9 protein-coding genes and 1 pseudogene are annotated in these 12,263 nt (G+C 66.6%); 4 read left to right on the forward strand and 6 right to left on the reverse strand.

Annotation, left to right across the window (positions count from 1 at the left end):
• Positions 1-391 precede the first annotated feature (391 nt).
• Together AA23TX_RS31735 and AA23TX_RS31740 are read left to right on the forward strand one after the other, a co-directional pair.
• The gene (locus tag AA23TX_RS31735) at positions 392-895 is read left to right on the forward strand and encodes a hypothetical protein (RefSeq protein ID WP_155546433.1); all 504 of its coding nucleotides are present in this window, start codon (positions 392-394) and stop codon (positions 893-895) included.
• Complete coding sequence (locus tag AA23TX_RS31740) at positions 895-3,150, forward strand: tetratricopeptide repeat protein (RefSeq protein ID WP_155546434.1); 2,256 nt, start codon at positions 895-897, stop codon at positions 3,148-3,150. The genes AA23TX_RS31735 and AA23TX_RS31740 overlap by 1 nt, the downstream gene beginning before the upstream one ends.
• 214 nt (positions 3,151-3,364) lie before the next feature.
• Here the strand turns inward: AA23TX_RS31740 and AA23TX_RS31745 are convergent, their stop codons facing one another.
• From AA23TX_RS31745 to AA23TX_RS31760, 5 genes and pseudogenes are all read right to left on the reverse strand, one after another.
• The gene (locus AA23TX_RS31745) at positions 3,365-3,586 is read right to left on the reverse strand and encodes a DUF4209 domain-containing protein (protein ID WP_196425607.1); all 222 of its coding nucleotides are present in this window, start codon (positions 3,584-3,586) and stop codon (positions 3,365-3,367) included.
• Between the two features lie 44 nt (positions 3,587-3,630).
• Complete coding sequence (locus AA23TX_RS31750) at positions 3,631-4,608, reverse strand: hypothetical protein (RefSeq protein WP_155546436.1); 978 nt, start codon at positions 4,606-4,608, stop codon at positions 3,631-3,633.
• 45 nt (positions 4,609-4,653) lie between these two features.
• Positions 4,654-4,794, reverse strand: a pseudogene (locus AA23TX_RS51245) (hypothetical protein); the annotation flags it as partial.
• On the reverse strand, positions 4,751-5,086 hold the full coding sequence (locus tag AA23TX_RS31755; RefSeq protein ID WP_155546437.1) for a hypothetical protein: 336 nt from the start codon (positions 5,084-5,086) through the stop codon (positions 4,751-4,753). The pseudogene AA23TX_RS51245 and the gene AA23TX_RS31755, both read right to left, overlap by 44 nt.
• Positions 5,087-5,389: 303 nt before the next feature.
• Positions 5,390-9,124, reverse strand: coding sequence for a DUF4365 domain-containing protein (locus AA23TX_RS31760; RefSeq protein WP_155546438.1), 3,735 nt, complete (start codon positions 9,122-9,124; stop codon positions 5,390-5,392).
• Between the two features lie 335 nt (positions 9,125-9,459).
• Between AA23TX_RS31760 and AA23TX_RS31765 the strand changes: the two genes are divergently transcribed.
• Positions 9,460-10,605 (forward strand): IS630 family transposase, encoded by a 1,146-nt coding sequence (locus tag AA23TX_RS31765; RefSeq protein ID WP_155546439.1) that lies wholly within the window; start codon positions 9,460-9,462, stop codon positions 10,603-10,605.
• Positions 10,606-10,717: 112 nt separating this feature from the next.
• Here AA23TX_RS31765 and AA23TX_RS31770 read toward each other — a convergent pair whose 3' ends face one another.
• Positions 10,718-10,981 (reverse strand): DUF1883 domain-containing protein, encoded by a 264-nt coding sequence (locus AA23TX_RS31770; protein ID WP_155546440.1) that lies wholly within the window; start codon positions 10,979-10,981, stop codon positions 10,718-10,720.
• Positions 10,982-11,141: 160 nt separating this feature from the next.
• Here AA23TX_RS31770 and imuA' point away from each other — a divergent pair, with 160 nt between their 5' ends.
• On the forward strand, positions 11,142-11,852 hold the full coding sequence (gene imuA', locus AA23TX_RS31775; RefSeq protein WP_196425608.1) for a DnaE2-dependent mutagenesis accessory factor ImuA': 711 nt from the start codon (positions 11,142-11,144) through the stop codon (positions 11,850-11,852).
• Positions 11,853-12,263 lie beyond the last annotated feature (411 nt).

The following is a 12,263-nucleotide window of genomic DNA, read 5'->3' on the forward strand; positions in this document are numbered from 1 at the left end:
TGGACGCTCCCGTTACCGGAGGCTGGAGGCCGTCACGGGCGAGGAGCACATGTAGCTGCTGACCGGGTTCAGCAACGATGAGGTCGGCCGGTTCTCCGACATTCGCCGCAACGTCGGCGGCTGAGGTACGCGCGCAATACGGCGGGGCGATCTGCGGTCCGGCTGCCTCTGATGGCAAGGGTCAGCCCGATCAGCCAGACGATCGTGCGGGCCAGCGCCAGGATTCCGCCGCCGAGGACGCTCCAGGCGACTTCGGGGCCGACGGCGGTGATAGTCACAGTGGTCTCCCCAGAGGATGGTCGCGGTCCGGTCGAAACCAGCATCGACCCGGTGCTGGAGATCGTCGACCCTCTGTGACAGCTGATGAACAGTCCGCGCCGGATGGTTTACGATGGCGTACGGAAAGCTGACATCGCCGCGAGCACGGGAGAACGAAGCTGTGGGGGACCAGGCGTTGAGCCGGCTGTCCACCGCGTTACGCGAACTGCAGCTTCTGGCTGGTGAGCCGAGCACTCGGGATATCGCCGGCGCCATCAGTTACAGCCACACGACCGTCGCGCAGGTGCTAGGCGGCACGAAGTGCCCTAAGTGGCTGCCTCTGCTCGCGGTCGTCACCCATCTCGAAGGTGACCCGCAGCTGTTCAAACAGCTGTGGGTCGCCGCGCGGGTCTCGAAGGACCCGAGCGCGGAGTTTGTCGACGTCAGCGAGACCGAGCTGGACGACGATCCGCCGGACGAATCGCGACGCATCCGGCCGACTGTACTGCGACTGACACGGACGACCGCGCGCGACGGAACGCATTCGGAAGCCTTGGAGATCTTCGACCGGCAGCTCGCCAAGGAGATCATCAAGTCCTATCTGCACGACGATGGCGATTCTCCGGAGGAGGTGTGATGACCGAACACCTGGAGCGGTACAACGCGGCGCGGGACGCGGCCCGGCTGCGCGAATTGTATGAAGAGGATCCCGCCCTCTACTGGCGAGGGCTGCTCCTCGCACTGGTGCAACTCGGCCTCGCCATGGCCGCTTCGGGGCAACATGCCGACGCGCTTGCGGCTGTGGACGAATCGATCGCCGTCGGCCGGGACGCGGCGTCTGGCGAGATCGGGAACCGAGCGACGGCCCTAGCCGAGGTGGCCGTCGCCCTGCAGGTGCGGTTCGAGCTGACCGACGTGCTGGATTCGCTCAACGAAGCGGTGACGGTTCTGCGGCTGGCCCTGTCCGAGACCTCCTCGGACGCCCAGCGCAGCGTGGCGCTGTCGAACCTCGGCAACATCCTGCGCTCGCGGTTCGAACGCACCGGTGTGACGGCCGACCTTGCCGAAGCCGTCAAGCTCCAACGACAGGCGCTCGACGCGGCCCCGGTCGACGAGCAGGACCGCACCGCGTTGCTGTCGAATCTCGGATCCGCCTTGCGGCTCTGGTTCGAGGCGACCGGGGACGTCGACAGCTTGGACGAGGCCATCGCGCTCTTCCGGCAGGCGGCGTCGGCCACCCGCCCGGGCGGTCCGAGCCGCACGCCGCGGATGTCGAATCTGGGCGCCGCGCTACGGGCTCGATTTGGGCGCACCGGCGATTCGGCCGACCTCACCGAGGCCGAGACCCTGCTCCGGCAGGCGATCATCGAGGCCACACCGGATGTCGACCAGCCCGTCCTGCGCTCGAACCTCGGCGATGTGTTGCGCGATCTCGGCGACGTGCTCCGTAATCCGGCGAAGCTGGCCGAGGCACAGGAGGAGTTCGAACGGGCTCTCGCCGTTCGCGAGAGGGTGCTGGGTCCGGAGCATCCGGATGTGCTGGCGACGCGCAACAGCCTGGCGAGTGTGCTGGCGCAGCGGGGGATGCTGGCGGAGGCGGAGGGGGAGTTCCGTGGGTTGGTGGAGCTTCAGGGGCGGGTGCTGGGTCCGGAGCATCCGGATGTGCTGGCGACGCGCAACAATCTCGCGAGTGTGCTGGCGCAGCGGGGGATGCTGGCGGAGGCGGAGGGGGAGTTCCGTGGGTTGGTGGAGCTTCAGGGGCGGGTGCTGGGTCCGGAGCATCCGGATGTGCTGGCGACGCGCAACAATCTCGCGAGTGTGCTCGCCCAGCAGCACAATCTGGTCGAGGCCGAGACTGAGTTCCGGGCGGTTCTGCGTGTCAGACAGCTCGTGCTGGGGTCGGAGCACCCGGACACCCTCGCGACACGCACCCTGCTGACCGGAGCGAGCGACGCCGTGGCGAAGGCACGGGCTGTGCCAGAGCGGGGTTGGCCCGCGGTGCATCGCGGGATCCTCGCTGTCGACCTCGCGGCTTTTTCGTCCCGCGAAACAGCGGACCAGATCACGATCCGCCAGGTCCTCTTCACTGCGATGCGGGAGAGCATGGATCTGGCCAGCCTGCCCTGGCACGACTGCTCCGTCGAGGACACAGGTGACGGCCTCTTCGTTCTGATTCCGCCGGAGCTGCCGAAGATCCAGCTGGTGAGGGTCGCAGACGAGCTCGAACAGGCCTTGACGAAGCACAACGCCGTAACAGCGCCCTCCCAGCGCATGCGCCTCCGGATGGCGCTACACGCAGGCGAGGTCCGGGTCGGCCCGAACGGAGTACTAGGCACCGCGGTGATCCACGCCGCCCGGCTACTGGACGCTCCGCCGCTGAAAGCCGCGCTGGCGAACTCCGGCCGGAATCTGGCACTCATTGTGTCGGACTGGTTCTACGAGGAGGTCGTGTCGCACAACTCGCCGGCGAATGCCGCCCCTTACCGACGAGTCGAGGTGCGGGTGAAGGAGACGTCGGCGAACGCGTGGATCCGCGACCTGTCGGCACTGTCCCCGACGGTGGTGCCGGAACGGGCTGTCCCCGCTTCCTCGGACGCGCGCATGCTCGTGGAACTGACCGACGCGCTCCTCGCTGTGCCGTCGCTGAACGAGGACTCTCAGCGGCGCCTGCTGATCGACTTACTTCCTCCAGAGATCGGGCAAATCGTGCCGTACCACTCCCGAGCCCGACTGCACTTCATCGCGATGGTCCGCACCTGTTTGCGCTACGAAGGCGGGCTCGACGCGCTCTTGCGCGCGGTAGAGATGATCACGCCCACGTCGCTGCCGGCCCGGAACATGCGCGAGGTCGTCGAGCGGATCCGATCGTCCCCAGAGGCCATGGAGCGATGAGTCGGAAGCGGTTACGTGACTAACTGAGCTTGTTGCAAAATATGTGTAGAATTCACTCAATCGAGTGGTCGTGGGGCGACGCCGGCGACGCGAACCGCGGCGATCGGCTGCCCGCGGTCAGCGATGACCACCACCCTCGACGCTGCTCGTGGAAGGCGGCGGCCAGTTGCTCTGAGCGCCGGGCGTCGGTGCGACGACAGCGACCGGAAGGTGGCTACTCGGTCTCCGGTGTCGGCTGGTCGGTCGCGCTCGGGACGAGCGTGGCGACGTACGGCGCAGCCTGGATCAGCAGCGCAGTAATGGGCGCGGAAACCTCGTCGACGAACCCGTGCGCGAGCTCATTCCGCAGGTTCCATCCCGTCGGGCCCGCCAGCAGCGTGGAAAGGTACCTGCCCCAGGACTCGTCGAAGCCCTGCTTGGCAAGCGCCGGGAGCAACGTCCCGAGACCGATGTATTTTCCGGGAGAGTTTCTCTGCTGGGTTAGGTAGACCGGTTCGCTGATGGCCCTGGCGAGGGCGCGGAGCATCGTCTCGATCTTCGGCGTGATGAGGTAGGCACAGGCTTCGTAGTCTCGGCGCCAGTACCTGGCCAAGGCGTTTGCCAATACCCGAGGTATGTCCGGCGAAGGGACGTTTGCTCCGCGAAGAACTCTTCGACTTCCTCGCGGATTGGACGGTGGACGACTCCGATCTCGTGCAAGGCTTTGGCGAACAGTGGTGCGTACACCTGCATCCGGAGAACTTCCAGATCGGACAGACGTTGCATATCGTGGTCAACGTCGTCCTGTGGTTCCCAGCGTGGAAGCCCGTCGCCGCCTATCTTCGAATTCCGGACTATTGAGTATATGGATGTGTCCTTCGCCATTTCAGCGCGGTTCTCCTCGACTAGTCCAGTTGGAGGAGTTCCCTGTTCGCCGAACGAAAAGCGCATGATGCAGGCGCGCCAGTCATCCTCTTGGGTGAAGTGGTTGATCCACCGAATGAACTCCTCGTCGGGAATCTCAATGGGGACGCGGAAGCTTTGCATGTCTAGGTCGTCGATGCCGATCGCCTGCAGAGCAGTCGTGGCTGCGGCCAACAAGTCGGTCTGCCCGCGGTCCCTGGCGTAGTCGACCGCCTTGGTGAGATTGTCCAGCTTCTCGAGGCCGGACGTTCGCTCTGCTGCATGGGACCAGATCCCGACGATCTCTCGGTCGATCCGCTGAAGGGCGTCCTTGTCGCCCTTCGCGCGGCGACGCTGCAACATTGCGGTGTCGACTTCGATGCTCGGGTCACCCACGCAGCGTTCTCGTGCCGCCGTCAGCAAGTCGTCGACCCTCGTCGGCGGGTTCTTCTCCTCAACGAGGCGGCGGATCAGACGCAGCGAGACGCCGGGTTTCCGCTCGGTCCCGTCGAGGCACTCGCGGACGTTGGCGATGATTTGCTTCACCACGTCGTCAGCGAGGTCGTCGCGCTTCATCTGCCGGGCGATGTCGAGTGCCCGAACCAGAGCGCGTACACGGTAGTGCGACCGCCAATTCGCGCCGCCTAGCTCCAGGTATGCGCGGCATGCTTGCTCTGCGTGCTGATGCTTCGGACGCCGGCCGAGCGCGAAGAGAAGATCATGCAGGCGCGCACGAACCAACGCCGACGTGGCTGCGTTCACAAGGCTCGCCCACAGGTCCCCGACTGACGGTGGCAGCTCGGCGGACGGGCGTCAGATGCGCGGCGTGGAACACGGGGTTGTTGTTTCCCTTGTCGCGGTCCTGTAGACGGTAGTCGAAGGCGACCGCGAGGGCAGAGACGTCCGCGGTTCCAGGCATGGCTGTGAGTGCAGACGAGATTTCGTACCAGCCGCGCTTTGCGTCCGCGGCAGCGGCGTCCACGAGCGCGGCGAGTTCCGCGATCCTCTCGGAGGAGAGATCGAAATACAGCTCTTCCGGCGTCGTTGTCGACATCGGAGGGATGTTACTCCCCGTGGTCTCAGGTCTTCGCGACATTTTCCGGCTACGACTGGCTTTCGGTGCTAAGCCACTGGAGCCGGGTAGCCCAGTTTCGAGGAGAGGGTGAGTCCGGCCCGACGCACAAAGGTCCTCGTCCGCGCGTGGTGATGCGGTGGGCGCTGGCCCTCCTGCGCCCCACCACGTCACAAATCGACGGCGATAGACGCTTGGTCTTGTTCGCCAACCCGTGCTTGGTGGGGTAGCAGCAGCGGTAGAACGGCCGTTCGTGGTTGCACTTGCCTTGCATCCGTTGAACCGCTAAACGGTTGCTTCGCCAGCCTCAGCTTGTAGCCTCGCAATTAGCTGCTGAACCACTTGATCTGAACGAGTGATCCCGTTCTCCGCCAGGACAGTGTGCGCCGCGGGCAACACTTCAAGGGGGTCCCCGACGTCGCCGAGAGCGGTGGCGAGTTGTCGTGCCGTCCGGAATCCCTCGACCAGGTCATCAAGTGTCGGCTCAAGTTCCCAACCGAGCAAGGCCAAGTTCGCGAGAGCCTGACGCTGCTCAGCCGGTGTTTGCTGGGCACGGACGGCGCCGAGCATGGCCGCACGTTGCCAGTTCGGCAGCTGAACCGGTGCGGCTTCGCGTACGGCCGGGTAGAGCCGATTCATGAGCAGGCCGACTGGATCCTGCTGCCATCCCCACCATGACGGACGTTCTAAGGCGAGGCCGGCCGCAGCAGGGATCCAGCCGTCCGCCTCGGCCTGGTCGAGGAGCTGCTCCTCGGTCAGCGGCAGGTCGACCACGAATTCGGAGTGGAGCTCACGCACTGTCTTAGCGGTGGCGTCGACCACCGCGTCGATCTCGTCCGGGGTGTGCGCGGACTCGAGCCGGGTGTCGCGCAGCACTTCGGCCATGGCCATCGTCGAAAAGGACGGGACGCCGGCGCCCCGGGCCAGCCTGCGTACGGCCAGATCATCGCACCACAAGGGCAGTCCCTCCTGGGCGGCGACATCGATTGCGGCCAGCCATGGCACGGCTCGCGCGCGTTCGGAGTTGTCGCCGAACACAGAAGTAGGACCGACAGGCCGGATGGAGCAACGGCGCGCGAGCGCCTCGACGGCGGCCGTACGGTCTCGAACGAACTGGTAGTGCTCCTCGTTGCGCTCGTAGAACGTCAGGCTTCCTGCTGCTGCACTTGAACCTAGACTGCCGAAGCTGCCGGCGAGGGTGCGTGCTTGGAGCGCGGCTCGGAGCACGTCGTGGTGGGCTGGTAGAGCGAGGATCAGCTCGGCGACTTGCCCGGACACGGCATCGGCGTCCGTGAGCTGTGACAGCACCAGCAGGGTGGAGATGTCGACGACAGCGGGCCTGCCTGCCGATAGCCTCGCCGCGTCCACCTCGGCCTGATGCTCGTCGTCGGCGACAGCGACGGCGACCAGCAGTCGAGCGGATCGCTGTACTAGCGCCGACGTGTAGCTGCGGCCGATGCTGAGGGCTAGCATGCCCGCGGGCAACTGGGCGCGGGCTATCTGGTCGGCCAGAGCGGTCAGGTCTGTTTCGTCGGGTCGCCGAACGATCGCCTCAACCTGGGAGAAGAGATCTTCGGGGGAGGCCGTGGACAGGATTCGCATCCCCGTGGCATCGCCGTGGGCTTCGTAGAGCGTACCGAGGAGTTCGAACGCCCGCCGGTGCAGGTCGCCCCGGACAACCGGCCGATCATCCGGAGGGTCCGGAAGCGGATCAGGGTCGTCGTCCGAGTACTCGCCGTCGTTCTCATGGATGGTGCCACGTGTGGCAGTCACCAGGTGGGAGAGCAAAAAGGTCACCAGCTGGGCTTTGTCGGCGAAGTCCGAAGCGAGCTCGATAGCTCTTTCGGCAAGTTCGTCGTCCCATGCGACGGAAGCCATCGCTTGCGCCCAGAGCGTTGCTTCCTCCTCGGATCTGACTTTCGGCTGGTGACGGGTCACGGTTGCCGCAGCGCGGGCTTCTCCGCCGCTGTTCAACTGAGCACGAACCAGGTTCCACACCACCCCGTCGGGCGGCGGCGTCTGGTCGGCGACTACCTGCGCCAGGGTCGACTCCGCCCGTGCCCAGTCCTGGGCACGGGCCGCGATATCGGCCAGCCGGGTAGCCAGTTCAACTCGTTCCGCAGGGCGGTCCTCGGCCTGCAACGCGGCCTGCAACGCGCGGTCAGCCCGTTCGGGCTTTGCGTGCTGAAAGACGAGCAGCGCATGAAGGGTGAGGAACCTAGGAGAGCGAAAGCGCTGGGCGGCCGACGCGCTGGCCGCTATCGCTTCGTCCGGGCGACCCGCCTCAACCAGAGCGTGGACAAGTTGCTCGGCCGCAGCGGGATCTTCGGTCGAAAGCGAGCGCAGAAGAGAAAGGCCTTCCGCCGTGTTGCGGCGGAACGTAGCGATGGCCCGGGGCAGACGGTCCGTTCCTGGCGGGAGGGCTCCGGCCCGGATGAGCTCGTCCAATTGCGCTGTTGCGTCGACACCCGAAGCGGCGAGGCGGTGGGTTGCCATGACGGCCGCTTCGCCGTCGTGATCAGCTCGGGCACGTGAGAGGTGCGCACTCCACAGCGCTTCGGCCTCGGCAGACGGCAGCTCGAGGAGGCCGAGTCGGAGCCGGGCGATTCGGTCCTCGACGCTGGCGGTCATCGCGGCCTCGATCGACGCGACGAGTTCACTGTCACCGGACCCGTGCGCAGCGGTGAGGGCGAGGCGCCGCAGGACCGGATCGTCGGCCTCGTCGGCGTTCGCAGTTCCCAGCGGCGCCGGAAGCAGCATGTTCAGGACGGCACCGAATTGGCCTCTGATCATCAGCACCCGGGCCAGCAGCGCCAGAAGGCCTCGGGTTTCACCGCTCCATTGTCGGCGCTGGTCGACCGCCGCCTGCAGCAGTTCGGCGGCTCGCGCCAGGTCACCGGCTTGGGCTTCGGCAGTTTCGGCACGCCGCGCACAGATCAACGCGACTTTGGACATGGCTGCGGCATCATCCGGTTCAAGGGCCAGCGCACGCTCGGCATGGCGCGCAGCCCTGGGCAGGTCGTCACTCTGGAGCGCCTGATCGGTGAGAAAGTGCTGGACCGTCGAGTTCGTGTTTGCCTCCGCACCTGCCGCGGCCAGGACGGCGTCGATACGCCATGGCGAGGGATCGCCTTCGGGTACCTCCAGAATCGCCTCGACGACTGCCGCGACGACCTCAGCGCCGCCGCGTGGACGGGCCTCCTCCAGCAGTTCGGCTGCTCGCGCCCGATCAACCGCGGCTATGTTGGCGGCTGCGGCGGCAAGGCGACTCCCGGCCTGGTCGCCGCCATCTTCGGCGGCGATCTCCCACGCCGCGGAGCTCTCGGCCATGGCGTCATGGTGAGAGCAGAATGACGCCAAGGCTCGCCATGGCCATGCGTTCGAGGCCTGCATCCAAAGCGGTCTCGTGGAGATCAACGCCTGCGCGGTTCCGGAGGGGTTCGTCCGGCCTTCGGCCAGATGCTGCGCAACGAGGGCACGTTGGAGGCGATCGGCTGACTTGTCCTCGAGCAGGCGGCGGACAGGGGGCGGCAGGAGTTCGAGGTTGGACTCATACCGCTCGACGGCTCGCTGCTCGACGCCGCTCGCGGCCAAGAGCCAAGGCTCGGCGGCGGTGCTCAGTGTCTGGTGCTCGGGTACGGTGACGGAGTAGCGCTTCCCGGTGCGCCGTTCAACCGAGGGATGGATCCGCTGCCAGTAGATTCCGTCGGTTTCCAGGTCGACAAAAACCACCATTACCGGAAGCGCGTGTCCCATCCACAAACGGCGTTTCGTTTCATTGTAGTAGAACGCCCAACCACCTTTGACGCGCCTGAAGTACGAGCGTCCGGTTTTGATCTGCACGGCGATCAGGCGTCCGGTGCCTCGTCCGTCCTCGTCGGCGATCTCGACGTGGCCATCGATTCCCTGGTCGACGACGGTCTGTTCGCGGAAGATCCATCCGAGATCCCGCGTAACCGCGCGTTGGAAGAGCCCGAGGCCCTCGCGGTCGATCAGGGCGGTCTTGGTGTTGCCTGGCACGGAGGACTCCTCGGCGGCTCACTAGTCGCTCAATAATACGAGCTGGCCGGAAGGGCATCACCACTGCGCTGGTAAACACGGTTCCCCGGCCTGCTCACCTCGGGCGACCGAGCCCTCGGAGGACTCAAGTTTGCCGCTGTCGTCGTGGCGACGATTTCGGTGTCTGGTTGATTGTGACGTCGGTAATCAAGATGCGTCGACGGCGCAGATTAGCTAGTGCGGTGACCAGAAACGATCGCCGGGTTGGTGGGCGACACGCCGGGTGGGGTGCGTGACTCCGGAGGCGGTACGGCGAAGGCTTGATCGTGCCGGGTCGGGGTGAAAGCGGGTGTGTCATGTCCCGACCTGTCAGAGCCCGTCGGCTCAGCGAAGATGAGGGCCGGTATCTGTTGCGTCTGGTCAGGCGCGGTAAGCAGGAGTCGGTCCGGGTGCGTCGCGCGTTGATCGTGATGGCCTCGGCGTCCGGCACGACGGTGCCGGCGATCGCCCGGCTGGTGGCCGCGGACGAAGACACCGTGCGGGATGTGATCCACGCGTTCAACGACGTGGGGCTGGCCTGCCTGGACCCTCACTGGGCGGGCGGCCGTCCCCGCCGCATCACCGACGCTGACCTCACCGTCATCGTCACGACGGCCACCACCCGCCCGCGCAAGCACGGGCTGCCGTTCACACACTGGAGCATCCGCAAGCTGGCCGGCTATCTCACTGGCCGTTACGGCCGCACCGACCCGAGGTGGGTGCCGGACCGGGTGGTGCGCATCGGGCGGGAACGGCTGCGGCAGATCCTGCACGCTCGGGGCATCACGTTTCAGCGCACCCGCACCTGGAAGGAGTCCCACGACCCCGACCTCGAATCGAAGCTGGACCGGATCGAGGAAGTCACCGACCGGTTCCCGGACCGGTGTTTCGCCTTCGACCAGTTCGGGCCGTTGTCGATCCGCCCGTGTCACGGCACCTGCTGGGCCGCGCAGAAGCACCCGGACCGGCTGCGCGCGACCTACAAACGCACCCACGGCATCCGGTACTTCCACGGCTGCTACAGCCTCTCCGAGGACCGCTTGTGGGGTGTCCTGCACGAACACAAAGGCGGCAAATACTCCCTGGCCGCGTTCAAGTCGATCCGTCGGGCCCGCCCGGACGGCGCCCCGATCTACATCATCTGCGACAACCTGTCGGCCAACACCACCCCAGCCATCCTGACCTGGTGTTCACGCCACAAGGTCGAGTTGTGTCTGACGCCCACGAACGCCTCCTGGGCCAACCCGATCGAGCCGCAGTTCGGACCGTTGCGCCAGTTCACCATCGCCAACTCCGACCACCCCAACCACCCCGCCCTGGCACGGGAGCTGCACGCCTATCTGCGCTGGCGCAACGCAAACAACCGACACCCCGACGTCCTCGCCGCGCAACGCCGGGAACGCGCCCGCATCCGCAGCGAACACCACCACCGGTGGGGCCGCCCTCAACCCCGAGCAGCCTGACCAACCCGGTGATCAATAGCGGTCACCGCACTAGGAAGTCGGGTGGATGAGCTTGGCCAGCTCGCCTTGACAGCGACCGCGTGTTCTCGCGGTCGTGGTTGCAGATGCCGACCTAGTCGAAAGGGCCCTTGACCTCGTAGTTGAGCCATCCGGGATTGCTGTCGATCACGAGATGCCAGTAGCTGTCGTAGGGTACTTGCAGGACCATGGGGCTCGATTCCCAGAAGCCGCCATGAGGGTCGTAGTCGTTTCCGTCGAGATATGCCTGGTAGTTGTCATGGTCCATCAGACAGACGCGGGCTCGCGAGCCGTCCAGCTCCACCTCGAAGCCAGCGCCTCCGGCACACCATCCAATTTCCCATTCGTCGTGGTCCATGCATCACTTGTAGCGGAGATCGGGTCGTTGGTGAACCTCCCGCGGAGGGGCACGTGGAGCGGCTCCCCGCCTGCCATTGCGGGGACTCACTGTTCGGCCTCGCTCGTGGTTTCCCCGTGCGGGTGTCTCCGGTGCGTGTTCGTGGTGCTGGAGGTGCGTGGTGGCGGTGCCGGAGGCGGTGGCCGGGCTCGCGGCGATCCCTGGCGTCCGCGCGGCCGCCCAGCTGGGCGAGCCGAACCCGGACGCTGCGTCGGCCCCGGCTGGGTCCCTGCCGGTGACGCCCGCGCTCACCGGGCTTCTCCCGGGCGGTGACCTGCGCCGCGGCACCACCACGTCGGTGTCCGGCTCGATCGCCCTGGTGCTGGCTTTGCTCGCCGAGGCGACTCGAGAGGGTTCGTGGGCGGCCGTCGCCGGCATGCCGGACCTCGGCGTGGTTGCGGCCGCCGAACTGGGTGTCGACCTCGATCGGCTCGCCCTCGTCCCGGAACCAGGCGCTGAGGTCGTCGCAGTGGTGTCGGCGTTGATCGACGGCTTCGACCTGGTTGTGCTCGGCGGTGCGGCCGCCCGCGGCATTCAGCCGCAGGTCGCCCGCCGGCTGGCCGGGCGCGTCCGCAACCGAGGTGCAGTACTGCTGACCACCGGGATGTGGCCCGGAGCGGATCTGGAACTCCGAGTCTTGAAGCGTCGGTGGCGCGGCGCCACAGACGACGGGTTCGGCCACCTGGAGTTTCGCGACGTCGTGGTGACCAGCCGTGGCCGCGGTGCCGCGGCACGGCCACAGGCCGTCGCGCTGCAGCTGCCCGGCCTCGGCGGCGCTGTCGCTGCCGGGCAGACGTCGGTCGGGCGAAGGTTTACCGAGGTTGCGGGATGAACGCCTCGCAGTCGAGGGTGAGCCGGAGTTCCGCCGGACCGCTGCGGCCTCTCCGATGATCGGCGACCAACCCGGCAGCATCGTTCGTTCGGAAACACGCAGCGAGTTCGGCGCTCTCGTCCCGGTCCGGCCGGGTGCTGGCAAGCGGGTCGTCTGTTTGCGTGGTCACCGGCTCGACCTCGATTTGTACGACCAACTCGCGCCGTACAGCCACCGCTACAAGCTGCACGCCACCCTGTGCGAAGTCTGTCGCGCGCAAGAAGGCCTCGATCCCTCTGAACGCCGCCTCGCCGAATGGGCCCAGCTGGACGTCGCGACCCAGTACACCCCGGGGTCAGCCCCAGGCGACGGTCTGGTCGTGGTCGTCCATCAGCCGGCCGCCGGGACACTCGGCGGCCGGATCGAACTTCG

Source organism: Amycolatopsis camponoti, from assembly GCF_902497555.1.
Classification (GTDB): domain Bacteria; phylum Actinomycetota; class Actinomycetes; order Mycobacteriales; family Pseudonocardiaceae; genus Amycolatopsis; species Amycolatopsis camponoti.